Raw genomic sequence first — 16,667 nt, 5'->3', positions numbered from 1 at the left:
CCCAAGACGGCCCGCGCGCGAGGAGGAACCATGTTCCGCAGCGAGTACGCAGACGTCCCGCCCGTCGACCTCCCCATCCATGACGCGGTCCTGGCCCGGGCCGCGGAGTTCGGCGGCACCCCGGCACTGATCGACGGCACCGACGGCACCACCCTCTCCTACGAGCAGCTGGACCGCTTCCACCGGCGCGTCGCCGCCGGGCTCGCCGAGGCCGGGGTGCGCAAGGGCGACGTCCTCGCCCTGCACAGTCCCAACACCATCGCCTTCCCGACCGCCTTCTACGCCGCCACGCGCGCGGGAGCCACCGTCACCACCGTGCACCCGCTCGCCACCGCCGACGAGTTCGCCAAGCAACTGCGGGACTCGGCGGCCCGCTGGATCGTCACCGTCTCGCCGCTGCTGGACGTCGCGCGCCGGGCCGCCGAACTCGCGGGCGGCGTACACGAGATCTTCGTGTGCGACAGCGCCACCGGCCACCGGTCCCTGATCGACATGCTGGCCTCCGCCGCCCCCGAGCCGGTGATCGACATCGACCCCGCCGACGACGTGGCGGCCCTCCCGTACTCCTCCGGGACCACCGGCACACCCAAGGGCGTGCTGCTCACCCACCGGCAGATCGCCACCAACCTCGCCCAGCTCGACGGGGCGATACCCGCCGGCCCCGGCGACCGCATCCTCGCCGTCCTGCCGTTCTTCCACATCTACGGCCTCACGGCCCTGATGAACGCGCCCCTCAGGAAGGGCGCCACCGTCGTCGTCCTGCCCCGCTTCGACCTGGAACAGTTCCTCGCGGCCATCCAGAACCACCGCATCACCGGCCTCTACGTGGCCCCGCCGATCGTCCTGGCCCTCGCCAAGCACCCGGCCGTCGAGCAGTACGACCTGTCGTCCCTGAAGTACATCCTCAGCGCCGCCGCACCTCTGGACGCCCGCCTCGCCGCCGCCTGCTCCGAGCGGCTCGGCCTGCCGCCCGTCGGCCAGGCCTACGGCATGACGGAACTGTCGCCCGGCACCCACGTCGTCCCCCTGGACGCGATGCGCGACGCGCCGCCCGGAACGGTCGGCAAGCTCATCGCCGGCACCGAGATGCGCATCGTCTCCCTGGACGACCCCGGCACGGACCTCCCCGCCGGCGAGTCCGGCGAGATCCTCATCCGCGGCCCCCAGGTCATGAAGGGCTACCTCGGCCGCCCCGACGCCACCGCCGCGATGGTCGACCCCGACGGCTGGCTGCACACCGGCGACGTCGGCCATGTCGACCCCGACGGCTGGCTGTTCGTCGTCGACCGCGTCAAGGAGCTCATCAAGTACAAGGGCTTCCAGGTGGCCCCCGCCGAGCTGGAGGCCCTCCTCCTCACCCACCCGGGCATCGCCGACGCCGCCGTCATCGGCAGATACAACGACGACGGCAACGAAGTCCCGCACGCGTACGTGGTCCGCCAGCCGTCCGCCGCCGGCCTCTCGGAGGCGGAGATCATGATGTTCGTCGCCGAACGCGTCGCGCCCTACAAGCGGATCCGGCACGTCACCTTCATCGTCGGCATCCCCCGCGCGGCCTCCGGCAAGATCCTCCGCCGACAGCTCAGGGAGCGCGCATGAGCCGCCTCATCACCCGCACGCGCGCGCGTGCGGTCGAGACCCTCACCCTCGACTCACCGCACAACCGCAACGCCCTGTCGTCGGCCCTGGTGGCCGAACTGGCCGACGCCCTCACCGACGCCGGCAAGGACACCGGCGTCCGCGCGATCGTCCTCACCCACACCGGCAACACCTTCAGCGCCGGAGCCGACCTCAAGGACCCCCGCCCCCGGACGCGCTCGTCGCCCTGCTGCGGCAGATCATCGAACTGCCCAAGCCGGTCGTCGCCCGCGTCACCGGGCACGTCCGCGCGGGCGGCCTCGGCCTGCTGGCCGCCTGCGACATGGCGGCCGCCTCCACCGAGGCCACCTTCGCCTTCACGGAGGTCCGCATCGGTGTCGCCCCCGCGGTCATCTCCCTGCCCCTGCTCCCGCGCACGGACCCGCGCGCCCTGGCCCGCTACTACCTCACGGGCGAACGCTTCGACGTGGCGGAGGCACAGCGCACAGGCCTGCTCACCACGCACGCCGAAGACGTCGACACGGCCCTCGCCCCCATCCTGGACGGCCTGCGCAAGTCCGCCCCCGACGCCCTGGCCGAGACGAAACGGCTGCTCACGGCTAGGGTGCTGGAAACCTTCGACCGGGACGCGGCCGACCTGACCGCGCTCTCGGCCCGGCTGTTCTCCTCCCCGCAGGCCCGCGAGGGGATGACGGCCTTCCTCGAACGACGGGATGCGGCATGGGTGGTGTGAGCACGGCCGACCGTGCGGAGCGGGTCCCCAAGCAGGACCGCAGCCGGGCCACCCGGCAGCGGCTCCTGGAAGCCGCCGTGGCCTGCCTGGCGGAACACGGCTGGGCCGGCTCCACCGTCTCCGTCGTCGCCGAACGCGCCGGCGTCTCCCGCGGCGCCGCCCAGCATCACTTCCCGACCCGCGAGGACCTCTTCACGGCGGCCGTCGAATACGTCGCCGAGGAACGCTCCACGGCCCTGCGGGCCCTGTTCCCCGAGGGCGCGTCCGGAGACCGTCACGCGGTCGTCGCCGCCCTGGTCGACCTCTACACCGGCCCCCTCTTCCGCGCCGCCCTCCACCTCTGGGTCGCCGCCTCCAACGAGGACCAGCTCCGCCCCCGCGTCACCGAACTCGAATCCCGCGTGGGCCGCGAGACCCACCGCATAGCGGTCGACCTCCTCGCCGCCGACGAATCCCTCCCCGGCGTCCGCGAAACGGTCCAGGGCCTCCTCGACATGGCCCGGGGCCTGGGCCTCGCCAACCTCCTCACGGACGACGCTGCCCGCCGGGAACGGGTGGTCACGCAGTGGGCGGGGCTGCTGGAGGAGACGCTGGGCTGACCATGGGGGACAGCTACCAGACGATCGTCGACCTCGACGCGAGCGCGACCGACGCCGAGCACCTGGCGCGACAGGTCCTCGCAGGGCTCGTCGAGGAGGGCGTCGTCCTCGCCGACCGGACGGACTGCGTCCTGGGACGGCCGCTCGGGCATCCGCCCGGCCCGAACTGGGAACGGGCCGTGACCGACGACTGGGACCAGGAGCCCTGGGACGGCTTGGCCGTCCACACCAGCCGTACGGGCTTCACCAGTGGCGCCGACCTGCCCGGGGCCGCGGTCTGTCCACACTGCGTGTCAGCCACGCCGCTGGACGACCGGACCTGGCCTGGCTTCCACGCCGCGATGCGGACCTGGCACGACACCGGCGCCGCGTCCGTCGACTGCCCCGGCTGCACGGCGGCCGTCGCCCTTCCGGACTGGTCCTGGGACGAGTGCCCCATGGCCTTCGGCCACCTCGGCTTCGAGTTCTGGAACTGGCCCGACCTCACCGACGACTTCCGCGCCCGCCTTTCCGAGCTGCTCGGCGGCCACCGCACGGCATACGTGTGGGGACAGATCTGAGCCCTCAGGGACTCAGCCGCTCCACCCGCCAGCTCCCATCAGCCTGCTCCACATACCGCAACCGGTCGTGCAGCCGGTTCTCGCGGCCCTGCCAGAACTCGACCGACTGCGGGGCCACCCGGAAGCCGCCCCAGTGCGGGGGCACGGGCACCTGCTCGCCCTCCGGATAGCGCGCGGCCAGTTCGGCGTACGCGTCGTCGATGTCGGCGCGGGTGGAGATCACGGAGGACTGCGCGCTGGCCCACGCGCCGAGCTGTGAGCCGTGCGGCCGGGTCCGGAAGTACGCCGCCGTCTCGTCCCGGCCGGTGCGCCGCGCGACACCGGTGACGAGGACCTGCCGGGCCATCGGATGCCAGGGGAAGAGCAGCGAGACGTACGGGTTCTCCGCCAGGTCACGGGCCTTGCGGGAGTCGTAGTTCGTGTAGAAGACGAAGCCCTGCTCGTCGAAGTGCTTGAGCAGAACGGTACGGGCGCTGATCCGTCCCTCGGCGTCGGCCGTCGAGACGACCATGGCGTTCGGCTCGAACAGCCCGCCGTCCGTCGCGGCCTGCTTGAACCAGCGCGCGAACTGCTCGACGGGCGTGGCGGCCAGCTCGGTCTCGGAGAGCCCCTCGGCCCGGTACTGCTTGCGCATCGAGGCCAGATCGAAGGGGACGGCGTCGCGGTCGGTCACCCGGTCATCTTGCCGTATGGACGGTGTCCTTCGTCACTGAGTGGCACTGAGTGCCGTGAAGTCTCCCCAACGGTGGCACTCGGGGATATCGTTCTGATGCCGATCCGGTTGGGTGACCGCCAGCCGCACGGGGCATCACAGGGGAGACCGGCCAGGACCGCGAGTCGCCGCGACGACCGTGGATCCACCGGACGGCCGCCCGCTTCGCAAGCTGACTGACACATGGTTCACACGTCTCACCCCACCAGACACCATCTGTCACTTACATCACGAGGAGCCGCCTGATGTCCGACTTCGTACCCGGGCTCGAGGGAGTAGTCGCGTTCGAGACGGAGATCGCCGAACCGGATAAGGAGGGCGGCGCACTCCGGTACCGGGGCGTCGACATCGAGGACCTCGTCGGCCATGTCTCCTTCGGCAACGTCTGGGGCCTGCTCGTCGACGGCGCCTTCAATCCCGGTCTGCCGCCCGCCGAGCCGTTCCCCATCCCCGTCCACTCCGGCGACATCCGCGTCGACGTCCAGTCGGCCCTGGCCATGCTGGCCCCGGTCTGGGGCCTCAAGCCGCTCCTCGACATCGACGAGGAGCAGGCCCGCGGCGACCTCGCCCGCGCCGCCGTCATGGCCCTCTCCTACGTCGCCCAGTCCGCCCGCGGCCAGGGCCTGCCCATGGTCCCGCAGCGTGAGATCGACAAGGCCCAGTCCGTCGTCGAACGCTTCATGATCCGCTGGCGCGGCGAGCCGGACCCCAAGCATGTGGCGGCGGTGGACGCGTACTGGACGAGCGCGGCCGAGCACGGCATGAACGCGTCCACGTTCACGGCCCGTGTGATCGCCTCGACGGGCGCGGACGTCGCGGCCGCGCTCTCCGGCGCGGTGGGCGCGATGTCCGGCCCGTTGCACGGCGGCGCCCCCTCCCGCGTCCTCGGCATGATCGAGGAGATCGAACGCACGGGCGACGCCGAGGCCTACGTGAAACAGGCCCTCGACAACGGCGAGCGCCTCATGGGCTTCGGCCACCGCGTCTACCGCGCCGAGGACCCCCGCGCCCGGGTCCTGCGCCGCACCGCCCGCGAACTGGGCGCCCCCCGCTTCGAGGTCGCCGAGGCCCTGGAGAAGGCGGCCCTCGCCGAGCTCCACGCCCGCCGCCCCGACCGTGTCCTCGCCACGAACGTCGAGTTCTGGGCGGCCATCGTCCTGGACTTCGCCGAGGTCCCGGCGCACATGTTCACGTCCATGTTCACCTGCGCCCGCACGGCCGGCTGGTCCGCCCACATCCTCGAACAGAAGCGCACGGGCCGCCTGGTCCGCCCCTCGGCCCGCTACGTCGGCCCGGGCACCCGCGACCCCCGCGAGATCGAGGGCTACGGGGACATCGCCCACTGAGCTCATCCCACCGACGGCCATCGCCCGGAGCCGACCGCTCCGCGTGATGGCCGTTCGCCGTACCGGCGCCTACGCCTGTGCCTACGCTCCCAGCCGGTCCAGCTCCTCCCCGATCGCCTTCCGCAGCGGGGCATGCCGCGGCCCGAGCGCATACCGCTCCTCGCTCCACCTCTCCCGCGGATAGAGCCACACGGGCAGCCGTACGAGATCCTCGGGCTCCCAGTCGTACCGCGGCCACACATGCGCGTGCAGAAACCCCTCGGCATTCCCCAGGATCTCCAGATTGACCCGCCGGAACCCCGACTCCACCCGCCGACAGGCCCGCTCGACCGCTTCCCCCAGCCGGTCCATGTCCCCCAGGAACGCCAGCCGCCTGCCCCTCGGCAGCTCGGACAGTCGCCGCACCGTGGGATCATCCGTCAGCAGTACCGAGTAGCCGGGCAGGAACTGCACGTCCCCGATCACCGCGAACCCGGCGTCCAGCCTCCGCAGCACGGCCGGATTCGTACCCCGCAGCGCACTGCCGACCCGGTCCTCACGCCATTCGCCCACCACGAACCACCCCGAAAACGCAGACGACCCGCGAGCCTGGTCCTCCTGAGGAGGGCCGGCCGGACGTACCGGCGGCTCGCGGGTCGGGTGACTGCTGGAGATTGGGCCGGCTGCGCGCTTCGCTCACGCGCTGGTCCGGCACCGCACTGTGTGTGGTGACGGGCCGCTAGCCCGCAGCCACCTCACGCGTCCGGTTCTCATACATCTGCCGAACCACCTCCCTTCTCGTGTACCTGGAACCCTAGGAAACCGACCGGCCTCGGATCAACCGTTTTTCTGAGACCTTGACTCCGGGCCGTGGAGGAGGCGGGTGTTCGTTCGCGGATGACGGGGGGAATGCCCTCGTACAACGATTCCTTCAATGTTGCGGGAACACGGTGTGCGCTGGGTCACGTTCCAGTTGAATGATTGCAAGTAGCGAACCGACGTGCGGTACGTGCGGACGCAGCCTGCAGGGGGTCCAGGTGAGTGCTTCCCGGCGTAGTGGGACCACCGACGAGCTGGGGCCCGACGAGCCCGAGCGGGACGGGGCGGACGGGTCCGATCTGCTTGCCGCGTTGCTGGACGGGATGGACGCGGCGCTGTGCGCCTTCGACGCCGACGGTGTCGTGACGCACTGGAACCGCGAGGCCGAGCGGATTCTCGGATGGAGCGCGGACGAGGCCGTGGGGCGGCGGGGCCTGGCCGGATGGGCCGTGCGCAGCGCGGACGCCGAGGAGGTCGAGAGCCGGCTGCTGTCGGCGATGCACGCCCCGGGCCGGCAGGTGCACGAGTTCGCGTTGCTGACGAAGGACGGCGGGCGGGTGCTCGTACGGACCCAGTCGGCGGCCGTGCGAGGGACCGACGGGAAGCCGGCGGGTGTGTACTGCGCCTTCAGCGAGGTGCACGCGCAGATCGATCTGGAGCGGTCGATCGCGCTCAGCGAGGCGCTGTTCGAGGACGCCAGCTGGGGCGTCGTGCTGGTGGATGTGGACCTGCGGCCGGCCGTGGTGAACGCGCACGCGGCCAAGGCGCTGGGCACGGGTCGTACGTCCGCGCTCGGCCGCCCGCTCGGGGACCTGCTGTCGCAGGGCGTGGAGGAGCTGGAGAGCGCGCTGCAGCATGTGCTGGCGGAGGGCGCGCCGCCCGCGCCCGCCGAGGTGTGGGTGGGTGTGCGCACGCCGGAGGGGGAGCGGCGGCGGTGCTGGCGCAGCGGCTTCGTACGGCTGGCCTCACCGCTCGCGGAGGAGCCGGTTCCGCTGGGTGTGGGGTGGCTGTTCCAGGACGTGACGGAGGCCAAGCAGAGCGAGCAGGAGGCGTCGCTGCTGCGGTTCCGGACGCAGCAGCTGCACCGGGCCTCGCGGGCCGCCGCCGAGTGTGAGGACCCGGCGGAGGCCGCGACGGTCCACCTGGACTTCGCCCTGGCCGGGTTCGCCGACCACGCGTTGATCGACCGGGTGGCGGGCGGGGCGCTGGTCGACGCGCAGACCGAGGGGCCGGTACGGCTGGTGCGGGTCGCCGCCACCCCGTCCGGGGCGCCGGGGCCGAGCAAGCTCTCCGGTCACGCGGGGCTGCCCGCGCGGTACGCGGAGGGGCATCCGGCCCTGCAGTGCGTGGAGCGGGTGGGCGCGCTGCGGGCGAGTGCGGGGTCCGCGTCGCCCGAGGAGGCCCGGCTGTGGGCCGAGGCCCGGCGGTGGCCGCCGGACGCGGTGCACGCCCTGTGCGCGGTGCTGCGCAGCCGGGGCGGACGCTGGGTGTGGTGACGTTCCTGCGGGGGGCCGGGCGTAGCGCGTTCGAGCGGTCCGACGCGATGTACGCGGAGGACGTGGCGGTACGGATCGCGGCGGCTCTGGATCTCGCGGGGTTGTCCGACGAGCCGGTGTGAACCGGCGCGCGTCTCGCCGTCGCCTCAGTGCCGGTAGAAGATCCGGTCCCGGTACCGCTCCATCACGCGGCCGTTCCAGTCGTGCCCGCCGTCGACGTTCCCGGAGCGCAGGAGCGGGGGCTCCAGGCCCCGGTCGGCGAGGGTGGCGGCCGTGGTGGCCATGACGGCCTGGAGGAGGGCCGAGGTGACGACCGTGGAGGCGGGGGCGAAGGGGGCCGGGACGTTGTCGAGGGTGAGTTCGGCGTCGCCGACCGCGATCTTCGAGTCGAGGACGAGGTCGCAGTGGTCCTTCAGATACGTCCCCGACGAGTGCCGGGACTCGGTCTCCGAGGCGTAGGCGACCGAGGTCACACCGATGACCCGGACACCCCGGGCGCGGGCGTTCATGGCCATCTCCACGGGGAGCGCGTTGCGCCCCGACAGGGAGATGATCAGCAGGGCGTCGTCCGCGCGGAGCGGGGAGCTGTCCAGGACGGCGCTCGCGAGGCCGTCGACGCGTTCCAGGGCGGAGCCGAGCGGCGCGGGCATGACGTCGACGCCGACGACGCCCGGTACGGCGAGCAGGTTCATGAGGGCGAGGCCGCCCGCGCGGTAGACGAGGTCCTGCGCGGCGAGGGAGGAGTGCCCGGCGCCGAAGGCGAAGAGGCGGCCCCCGTTCTCGACGGTGTCGGCGAGGAGCGTGCCGGCGGCCGTGACGCTGTCGGCCTCCTCGTCGCGGACCCGCCGCAGCAGGTCGATCGCGGCGTCGAGGAACTGGCCGGCCGGCGCGCGGTCGCTCATACGGGGTCCCTTCAGGATGGCCCGGGATGGCCTCGGTGGGCGCGTGTCGCGCATCACGGTGCGGTCTGGACCAGTGCGGTGTCAATACGGCGGGGCGGCCAGGGGCGCGGGTGCTGAGCGGGTGCTGAGCGGGTGCTGAGCGGGTGCTGAGCGGGGCTCCGGGGTCCGCGAAGGGGGCGTTCGTACCCTTCCCTCGTGCCGGGTAATCCCCTGCTTTCCCTCCCGGGGCACGGTTGTCGGTGGTATCCGGCAGAATTGGGTGCAGGGCCAGCGCACGCGCCGGTGAGCCGTCCAGCCTCCGGCAGATCTCATCGAGGGGCACGTATGTCCGGACTGATCGACACCACGGAGATGTATCTCCGCACCATCCTCGAGCTGGAGGAAGAGGGTGTGGTCCCCATGCGCGCCCGTATCGCCGAGCGGCTGGACCAGAGCGGGCCGACCGTCAGCCAGACCGTGGCGCGGATGGAGCGCGACGGTCTGGTGTCCGTCGCCAGCGACCGGCACCTGGAGCTCACCGAGGAGGGCCGCCGTCTCGCCACGCGCGTGATGCGCAAGCACCGGCTCGCCGAGTGTCTGCTCGTCGATGTGATCGGGCTGGAGTGGGAGCAGGTCCACGCCGAGGCGTGCCGCTGGGAGCACGTGATGAGCGAGGCCGTGGAGCGCCGCGTGCTGGAGCTGCTGCGGCACCCGACGGAGTCGCCGTACGGCAACCCGATCCCGGGTCTGGAGGAGCTCGGCGAGAAGGACGGCGCCGACCCGTTCCTGGACGAGGGCATGGTGTCGCTGGCGACCCTCGACCCGGGCGCCGAGGGCAAGACGGTCGTGGTGCGCCGGATCGGCGAGCCGATCCAGACGGACGCGCAGCTGATGTACACGCTGCGGCGGGCGGGCGTGCAGCCCGGCTCGGTGGTCAGCGTGACCGAGTCGGCGGGCGGTGTGCTGGTGGGCAGCGGCGGCGAGGCGGCCGAGCTGGAGTCGGAGGTCGCCTCCCACGTGTTCGTCGCCAAGCCCTGAGCCCGGCCGGGGCGGCCTGGTGCGGCCAGATCGGGGCGGCCGCGCCCGTCGCGTTGGCGTGATCCCGTCGTCTCCGGGATTCAGTCCGCCGAATGGCAGCGCTCGTCCGCTTCCCGTGCGACGCTGTCGCGTGAGGCATATGACCTGAGGGCTCTTGGCCGTGGCCCGACAGCGATGTCGCCCGGCCGGGGAGGGGGCGGGAGGATGTGCCGTGGAGATGTGGAGGGCCCCGGCGCCTTGTGGCGCCGGGGCCTGTCCTCCCCTGTGCTGACCTGGAGCCCCGAGCTCTCAAGGTCATCCCCCACGGACCGGTTTCCCCGAGCGGTCCGCCTCCCGCTGAAGATCTCCCCTCGGCAGCGGCGATCAATCCCCGAGGATGGTCACTCGAACGAGGGGTGTTGCCCGCGAGAACAGCATCCTCGAATGGGCATTCGATAGTGTGCGGGTGACGCACGGCACAGCAGCAAGGCGCAGCAGGCAGAACACGGTTCACAGGACCGAACGGCCGGAGACGACCACGGTCCGCGCGAAGCTTGGGGGGTGCCAGGACATGGCGCGACGCATCGACGTGACCGGGACGGGCGGCGTACGCCTCGCGGCCTGGGAGTTCGGCGACCCGCCCAAGACCGATCCGGCGCACGACCCGCAGTACCCTCTCGACCCACAGCCCACGCCGGGCGCGCGGACCGCCCCGGAGGGCTCCCCGGACGGCTCTCCGGGCGTGCTGTTACTGCACGGCCTGATGGGCCGCGCCTCGCACTGGGCGTCCACCGCCCGCTGGCTCTCCGGCCGGTACCGCGCCGTCGCTCTCGACCAGCGCGGCCACGGCCGCAGCGAGAAGCCCCCGCAGGGAGTCTTCTCCCGCGACGCCTACGTCGACGACGTCGAGGCCGCCCTGGAACAGCTGGGGCTCGACCCGGTCGTCCTCATCGGCCACGCCATGGGCGCGCTGACCGCCTGGCAGCTCGCCGCCAAGCGCCCGGACCTGGTCCGCGGGCTGATCATCTGCGACATGCGGGCCTCCGCGCTCGGCGCCGCCTCGCAGCGCGAGTGGGACCAGTGGTTCCAGTCCTGGCCGCTGCCCTTCGCCACGCTCGCCGACGTCCGCAAGTGGTTCGGCGAGGACGACCCCTGGGTGGAGCGGCCCAACCCGGCCCGAGGCGCGTTCTACGCCGAGGTGATGGCCGAGTCCCCGGACGGCTGGCGCCCCGTCTTCGAACCGGAACAGATGCTCCGCTCCCGCGAGACCTGGGTGTACGACGCGCACTGGGAGGAGCTGACCCAGGTCCGCTGCCCGGCCCTGGTGGTGCGCGGCCTCGACGGCGAGCTGGGCCGCGCCGAGGCCCAGGAGATGGTCCGCGTCCTGCCCCGCGGCCAGTACGCGGAGGTCGCCGACGCCGGCCACCTGGTGCACTACGACCAGCCGGAGGCCTGGCGCGCGGCGATCGAGCCGTTCCTGGACGCCCTCAGCTCGAACTGAGGCGCACGAGCCGGACAGGTCACCCCTTGCTGACTGCCCCCAGGATCTCCGGCAGCCGCCGGGCCGTCCGCGGAGCGGCCAGCCGCAGTCCCGCCACCGCGAGCGCGGCCCCGTAGAGCGTGCCCGCCGGAAGCAGCAGCCATGTCCAGTCGTCGCCCCCGGCGCTCACGTTCAGCCAGATCGTGAGCGCGATGACGGGCGCGCACAGCACAGCCGCGGCGATCATCCCGCCGAAGATGGAGATCCAGGCGAGCCCGGTCTGCCCGGGGGCGACGTTCTTGTAGCCCTCCTGCGGGATGGAGTAGGGGAAACGGGCGGACGTCCACGCCCCGGTCGCGAGCATCGCGCCGAGCAGCGCGAAGGACAGCCCCAGCGCCTCGGGCAGCCGCCGCCAGTCGCCGAGCATCGCGGTCGTCACCACGGTGACGAGCGTGGCGTACGGCAGGGTGATCAGCAGCAGGGCCAGGGCGCGGGCGCGCAGTTCGACGTAGGCGTCCCGGCGCGAGGAGATCGTCATCGCGACCATCCAGAACGCGGAGGTGTCCTGCCCGAACTGGTTGTACATCTGGATGCCGAGCATCCCGGCGGCGAAGCACGCGAAGTACACGGACCCGGTGCCCTGCCAGGCGTTGAACACCGGCACGATCAGCCCGATGGCCAGCGAGGTCACCCAGGCGGCCTTGGTCTTGGGGTCGCGCCACACATAGCGCAGGCTGCGCTCCATGACCGTGCCGGTGCGCCCGGCAGGCAGCAGCCGCCCGAGCCCGGTCGAGGAGCGCTCGCGGGCGGCCGACTCGGCGGTGGGCAGCGTGGATCCGTCGGGCGAGGTCATCAGCCGCGTCAGATGCCGCGACCACACCGAGATCAGCGTCACGAGCGCCCCGGCGCTCAGCGCCAGTTGGACCGCCGCGCGACCGTACGACCCTTCGCCCACCGCGTGCACGGCGCCGATCGCCGACGCCGGTGGCACCCACTGGAGCACGTCCGCGACGGGGTCCAGTTCGCCGAGACCCGCCGAACCGAGCCGCTGCGCGCCGAAGTTGACCACCTGCGCGCCGACGGCGATGACGAGCCCGCTCAGCACCGCGAGGTCACGGCCCTTGCGGCTGGTCAGCAGCCGTACGTTGGCGGCGGCGACGGCCCGCGCGAACGCCACGCACACCAGCAGCGCCAGGGCGACCGCGACGACGCCCACCGCGAACGCCGCCCCGCCCGGGCGACCGCGATCACGGAACCGACCAGCAGGCACAGCGTGAACAGCGGCCCGATGCCGACCAGCGACGCGGTGAGCAGGGCCCGCACCAGCGGCCGGGGCCGCAGCGGCAGCATCACGAGCCGCGTCGGGTCCAGTGTCTCGTCACCGCCGGGGAAGAACAGCGGCATCACCGCCCAGCCGAGCCCCAGGACCGCCACGGCCAGCACGACCAGCGACTCGACGTGCGCATGCCCGCGCAGCGCGATCAGGCCGATCAGCTGCAGCGCGGCGAAGAGCAGGGCGAAGACGGCCGACGCGATGTAGGCGGCCTTGCGCCCGCCGGACTGCCGCAGCCCGTTGCGCAGCAGCGACAGCTTCAGCCGTACGACGACGGGGGTGAGGGCGGGGGCAGTCACCGGGCCCCGCCGCCCAGCCAGTCGAGGTCGGACCCTGCGTCCCGGCTCTGCGCGCCGACGAGTTCGAGGAAGGCCCGCTGCAGCGAGGGCGCGTCACCGCGCACCTCGGCGAGGGTCCCGGTGGCCCGGATCCGCCCGGCGGCCATGACGGCCACCCAGTCGCACAGCGACTCGACGAGCTCCATGACGTGGGAAGAGAACACGACCGTGGCGCCCGAGGCGGTGTATCGCTCCAGCACGCCCCGGATGGTCTGCGCGGAGACGGGGTCGACGCCCTCGAACGGCTCGTCCAGGAACAGCACTTCGGGATTGTGGAGGAGGGCGGTGGCGAGTCCGATCTTCTTGCGCATGCCGGTCGAGTAGTCGACGACGAGCTTGTGCTGGCTGCCGGCCAGATCAAGGACGTCGAGGAGCTGTGTGGCCCGCTTGTCGACCTCGGCACCGGGCAGCCCGCGCAATCGCCCGCTGTACGCCAGCAGTTCCCGTCCCGACAGCCGCTCGAACAGCCGCAGCCCCTCCGGCAGCACCCCGATGCGGGCCTTCACCTCGACGGGGTCCCGCCACACGTCGTGCCCGACCACCTCGACGGTCCCGTGATCGGGCCTGAGCAGCCCGGTCACCATCGACAAGGTGGTGGTCTTCCCGGCCCCGTTCGGCCCGACCAGCCCGATGAACTTCCCCGCCGGCAACTCAAGATCGACCCCGGCCACAGCGACCTGCTGCCCGAACCGCTTCCAGAGCCCTCGCACCCGTACAGCGCTGGATCCCACCGCGTCTCCCTCCGTCACCCAGAACCCTACGGTGGGGCAATTCAGGGGCGCGGGGAACCGCGCGATCAGCCACGGCGACCCGCAGCCGCCACACAACGCGAGCGGGCAGACGAACGGGCGCCTAACGATCCCGGCCGCACGCGTAAGCCAACGGCGAGATCAACTCCTCCGCATCCGGCAGCCACCGATTGGCCGGAGTCGGCCGGCACGCCCACTGCACAGCCCCCCGCGACCCGAACCGCGTGGGCGGGGCGGCCACATACGCCCCCTCACCCAGCACGGTCAGATCCAGCGACGACACCGACCACCCCAGCTTGCGCACCAGGTCCGGCACCTTCACACCGGCCCCCGGCAGCACGAAGAACTCCATCCGACGGTCCGGCGTGAGCGTCACCGGCCCGAGCGTCAGCTCCATCCGCTCCATCCGCGCGAGCGCGAGGAACCCGGCCGTCTCCGGCACGGAGATCGCGTCGAAGGTCCGCCCCGTCGGCAGCAGGATCGACGCGGTCGGCTGCTTCTGCCACATCCGTCGCGCGACGGTCGCACTGCCCGTCGCCTGCGTCGCCCAGTCCGGGCGCGCCGGGTGCGATCCGGGTGCCGGACACGCGGCGTCACCGCAGGAGCACCGCTGACTTCCTTCGACCGCTTCCAGCCAGGTGCCGGGGAACACGTCCCAGTGGCGCTCCTCGGCGTAGCGGACAGCGGTGTCCAGCAGCGATTCCCCGCGCTGCTTCGGGATCTGAGCGGCTTCGGTGCCGGCGATCGTCTCTTCCACGATGAACACAACTCTGGTCGTCACCAGGGGTTACGCCCGCCCGTGTGCGCGGGGGAGAGCATCGCCCCTGTCCTCGGGGCGCATGGGTGCATGTGCGGGGGCGCGCAGGAGGATCCGTGGCCGGAGGTGGGTAACCACGAGTGGGGCCGGCGACAGCCGTTACCCCGGCAATCCTCACATGCCTCGCATTTTCGCCTGGTCGGCGGGGCATTGATCTTCACGGCCGGATCTTTTCGCTGGGACGTGAGGGGTTCGGCCGCGGAAGACACGTCAACTCGGTGCGTGGGCAGGCACCGCAGCCACAGGGGGTACGCCATGGCCGCAAGGCCGCTCGTCGCTCGGCAGCCGAACGAACGGCTCCAGGCGCTCATCCAGGAAGCCGGATGCTCCAACGCCGGCCTCGCCCGCCGGGTCAACATGTGCGGTGCCGAGCACGGCCTCGACCTGCGCTACGACAAGACGTCGGTGGCGCGCTGGCTGCGCGGGCAGCAGCCACGGGGCCGGGCCCCGGCGATCATCGCCGAGGCGCTCGGCCGCAAACTCGGCCGTACGGTCACGATCGACGAGATCGGCATGGCCAACGGCAAGAACCTCGCCTCGGGCGTGGGCCTGCAGTTCTCGCCGACGGTACTGGGGGCCATCGAGCAGGTCTGCGAGCTGTGGCGCAGCGACGTGGGGCGGCGGGACTTCCTGTCCGGCTCCTCCGTCGCCGCGTCCGCGCTGGTCGAGCCCAGCCGTGACTGGCTGATCTCCGCACCGGACGGGCAGGTGTCGCGCTCGGCCGGACCGCGCGTGGGGCAGTCCGACGTGGGGGCGGTCCTGGCCATGACGCAGGCGCTGGTGGATCTCGACCACCAGTACGGCAGCGGGCATGTGCGCCCGGTCGTCGTGCACTACCTCAACAGCGTGGTCTCGGGGCTGCTGGCGGGGTCGTACCGGGAGGCGGTGGGGCGGGACCTGTTCGCCGCGGTGGCCCGGCTGACGGAACTCGCCGGGTACATGGCCGTGGACACCGGGCAGCCCGGTCTGGCGCAGCGCTACTACATCCAGGCACTGCGGCTGGCCCAGGCGGCCGGGGACCGGGGCTACGGCGGATACGTCCTCGCCGCCTCCATGAGCCATCTCGCCGCGCAACTCGGGAACCCCCGGGAGATCGCGCAGTTGGCGAGGGCGGCGCAGGAGGGGGCGCGGGGGCGCGTTTCACCGCGCGCGGAGTCGATGTTCTACGCGGCGGAGGCGCGCGGGCATGCCCTGATGGGCGACGTGCGCGCCACCCAGTCGGCGGCCGGGCGCGCTGTGAGCGCCCTGGAGGCGGCCGACCCCGCCGCCGGGGACGACCCGGTGTGGATCGCGCACTTCGACGAGGCCTATCTCGCCGACGAGTTGGCCCACTGTCACCGGGACCTGGGGCAGGCCGACGCGGCGGCGCGGTGCGCGCAGGAGTCGCTGGCCGGGCATCCCGAGACGCGGGCGCGCCGCCGGGCCATCGGTTATGTGCTGTTGGCCACGGCGCAGGTGCAGCAGCGCGAGGTCGAAGAGGCGTGCAGCACGGGCATGAAGGCCGTGGAACTGCTGGAGGGACTGCGGTCCAACCGGGGCGCCGAGTATCTGGAGGACTTCCAGCAGCGGCTGGAGCCGTACCGGGAGGAGGCAGTGGTCAGGGAGTTCGGGGCGCGGCTGGACCTGCAGGCGGCGGCGTGAACACAGGGTCTGCGGATGCGTGAACATGCGGGAAACGGCCGCCGGGCGAGCAGGAGGTGACATGACCAGCGTGCCGTGACCCGGTTGTGTTACCGCGCTCACAGGGCTTGAGGTCAGGCCCTGTGCTGCGTGGCACGGGGCTCTGGGGACCCGGTAGCGTGACCCGACGATTCACAAGGTCCCCCATAAGTAGGAGTCCCGGTGACGCAGAGTGGACAGGGCGAGGAGCCCTCGGCGCGCCAAGCGCGCGAAGGCATCGTGCTGCCCTCCGACGGTGGCGAACCCCTGCTGCCGGGGATGACGGGCGGACCCGGTGACGCATCGGCCGGCCACCGGCCCGGACCGGCCCCGACCGGCCAGGCCCCGGCCTCCGCCCCCGCCGGGGCCAGACCTGGGGCCAGCCGTGGGGCCCGGACCAGCAGGTCCCGCCCCCGCCGCAGGACAACAGCTGGCAGTCCCCGCAGCCTCAGCAGTCCCAGCAGTGGGCCACCCCGGAGCCTCCGGCGTGGGACGCCCAGCACCCCGCGCCGGGCGCGCTCCCCCAGTCCCCCAACCCATACGCCGGCTA

The 16,667-nt window shown here is 72.4% G+C and carries 12 protein-coding genes and 3 pseudogenes; 9 read left to right on the top strand and 6 right to left on the bottom strand.

All coding sequences use genetic code 11. The features are described 5' to 3' along the window. Window positions 1–30 precede the first annotated feature (30 nt). The 4 genes and pseudogenes from ACQEV8_RS19290 to ACQEV8_RS19275 all read left to right on the top strand — a co-directional run bounded on the left by ACQEV8_RS19290 (window position 31) and on the right by ACQEV8_RS19275 (window position 3,491). A complete protein-coding gene (locus tag ACQEV8_RS19290; RefSeq protein WP_432961844.1) occupies window positions 31–1,599 on the top strand; it encodes a 4-coumarate--CoA ligase family protein in 1,569 nt (522 codons plus the stop codon). After that, a pseudogene (locus tag ACQEV8_RS19285) lies at window positions 1,596–2,332 on the top strand (enoyl-CoA hydratase family protein). The gene ACQEV8_RS19290 and the pseudogene ACQEV8_RS19285 overlap by 4 nt, the downstream one beginning before the upstream one ends. Continuing rightward, complete coding sequence (locus ACQEV8_RS19280) at window positions 2,320–2,931, top strand: TetR/AcrR family transcriptional regulator (RefSeq protein ID WP_432961842.1); 612 nt, start codon at window positions 2,320–2,322, stop codon at window positions 2,929–2,931. Before ACQEV8_RS19285 ends, ACQEV8_RS19280 begins: the two are co-directional and overlap by 13 nt. 2 nt (window positions 2,932–2,933) lie before the next feature. Continuing rightward, window positions 2,934–3,491 (top strand): hypothetical protein, encoded by a 558-nt coding sequence (locus ACQEV8_RS19275; protein WP_432961840.1) that lies wholly within the window; start codon window positions 2,934–2,936, stop codon window positions 3,489–3,491. Between the two features lie 4 nt (window positions 3,492–3,495). Here the strand turns inward: ACQEV8_RS19275 and pdxH are convergent, their stop codons facing one another. Further along, window positions 3,496–4,164 carry a pyridoxamine 5'-phosphate oxidase gene (pdxH, locus tag ACQEV8_RS19270; RefSeq protein WP_432961838.1) on the bottom strand — a complete coding sequence of 223 codons (669 nt, stop codon included), beginning with the start codon at window positions 4,162–4,164 and terminating at the stop codon, window positions 3,496–3,498. Between the two features lie 284 nt (window positions 4,165–4,448). Here pdxH and ACQEV8_RS19265 point away from each other — a divergent pair, with 284 nt between their 5' ends. Then, a complete protein-coding gene (locus tag ACQEV8_RS19265) occupies window positions 4,449–5,549 on the top strand; it encodes a citrate synthase 2 (RefSeq protein WP_432961836.1) in 1,101 nt (366 codons plus the stop codon). Window positions 5,550–5,630: 81 nt separating this feature from the next. On the opposite strand, the gene ACQEV8_RS19260 is transcribed toward ACQEV8_RS19265, so the two are convergent. Then, on the bottom strand, window positions 5,631–6,104 hold the full coding sequence (locus ACQEV8_RS19260) for a diadenosine tetraphosphate hydrolase (RefSeq protein WP_432961834.1): 474 nt from the start codon (window positions 6,102–6,104) through the stop codon (window positions 5,631–5,633). Window positions 6,105–6,565: 461 nt separating this feature from the next. Between ACQEV8_RS19260 and ACQEV8_RS19255 the strand changes: the two are divergent. After that, window positions 6,566–7,965: pseudogene (locus ACQEV8_RS19255) on the top strand (PAS domain-containing protein). 24 nt (window positions 7,966–7,989) lie between these two features. On the opposite strand, the gene ACQEV8_RS19250 reads toward ACQEV8_RS19255, so the two are convergent. Further along, on the bottom strand, window positions 7,990–8,745 hold the full coding sequence (locus tag ACQEV8_RS19250) for an SIS domain-containing protein (RefSeq protein ID WP_432961832.1): 756 nt from the start codon (window positions 8,743–8,745) through the stop codon (window positions 7,990–7,992). A 324-nt stretch (window positions 8,746–9,069) separates the two neighbouring features. Between ACQEV8_RS19250 and ACQEV8_RS19245 the strand changes: the two genes are divergently transcribed. Both ACQEV8_RS19245 and ACQEV8_RS19240 read left to right on the top strand, forming a co-directional pair. Continuing rightward, window positions 9,070–9,762, top strand: coding sequence for a metal-dependent transcriptional regulator (locus ACQEV8_RS19245; RefSeq protein ID WP_432961830.1), 693 nt, complete (start codon window positions 9,070–9,072; stop codon window positions 9,760–9,762). Window positions 9,763–10,312: 550 nt separating this feature from the next. Further along, window positions 10,313–11,242, top strand: a complete 930-nt coding sequence (locus ACQEV8_RS19240; RefSeq protein WP_432961828.1) for an alpha/beta fold hydrolase — start codon at window positions 10,313–10,315, stop codon at window positions 11,240–11,242. A 19-nt stretch (window positions 11,243–11,261) separates the two neighbouring features. Here the strand turns inward: ACQEV8_RS19240 and ACQEV8_RS19235 are convergent. The 3 genes and pseudogenes from ACQEV8_RS19235 to ACQEV8_RS19225 form a co-directional block, all read right to left on the bottom strand. After that, a pseudogene (locus tag ACQEV8_RS19235) lies at window positions 11,262–12,853 on the bottom strand (transporter). After that, window positions 12,850–13,641, bottom strand: a complete 792-nt coding sequence (locus ACQEV8_RS19230) for an ABC transporter ATP-binding protein (protein ID WP_432961826.1) — start codon at window positions 13,639–13,641, stop codon at window positions 12,850–12,852. Before ACQEV8_RS19230 ends, ACQEV8_RS19235 begins: the two are co-directional and overlap by 4 nt. A gap of 103 nt (window positions 13,642–13,744) precedes the next feature. Further along, the gene (locus ACQEV8_RS19225) at window positions 13,745–14,407 is read right to left on the bottom strand and encodes a bifunctional DNA primase/polymerase (protein WP_432972818.1); all 663 of its coding nucleotides are present in this window, start codon (window positions 14,405–14,407) and stop codon (window positions 13,745–13,747) included. Between the two features lie 306 nt (window positions 14,408–14,713). Between ACQEV8_RS19225 and ACQEV8_RS19220 the strand changes: the two genes are divergently transcribed. Further along, window positions 14,714–16,099 carry a transcriptional regulator gene (locus ACQEV8_RS19220; RefSeq protein ID WP_432961824.1) on the top strand — a complete coding sequence of 462 codons (1,386 nt, stop codon included), beginning with the start codon at window positions 14,714–14,716 and terminating at the stop codon, window positions 16,097–16,099. The last annotated feature ends 568 nt before the right edge of the window (window positions 16,100–16,667 follow it).

Source organism: Streptomyces sp. CA-179760 (assembly GCF_050937045.1).
Lineage (GTDB): Bacteria > Actinomycetota > Actinomycetes > Streptomycetales > Streptomycetaceae > Streptomyces.
This window is presented reverse-complemented; position numbering and strand designations above follow the sequence as displayed.

Coding starts and splice junctions, on each gene's coding strand:
- ACQEV8_RS19290 (WP_432961844.1), top strand. CDS start 31: ATGTTCCGCAGCGAGTACGCAGACGTCCCGCCCGTCGACCTCCCCATC.
- ACQEV8_RS19280 (WP_432961842.1), top strand. CDS start 2,320: ATGGGTGGTGTGAGCACGGCCGACCGTGCGGAGCGGGTCCCCAAGCAG.
- ACQEV8_RS19275 (WP_432961840.1), top strand. CDS start 2,934: ATGGGGGACAGCTACCAGACGATCGTCGACCTCGACGCGAGCGCGACC.
- ACQEV8_RS19265 (WP_432961836.1), top strand. CDS start 4,449: ATGTCCGACTTCGTACCCGGGCTCGAGGGAGTAGTCGCGTTCGAGACG.
- ACQEV8_RS19250 (WP_432961832.1), bottom strand. CDS start 8,745: ATGAGCGACCGCGCGCCGGCCGGCCAGTTCCTCGACGCCGCGATCGAC.
- ACQEV8_RS19245 (WP_432961830.1), top strand. CDS start 9,070: ATGTCCGGACTGATCGACACCACGGAGATGTATCTCCGCACCATCCTC.
- ACQEV8_RS19240 (WP_432961828.1), top strand. CDS start 10,313: ATGGCGCGACGCATCGACGTGACCGGGACGGGCGGCGTACGCCTCGCG.
- ACQEV8_RS19220 (WP_432961824.1), top strand. CDS start 14,714: ATGGCCGCAAGGCCGCTCGTCGCTCGGCAGCCGAACGAACGGCTCCAG.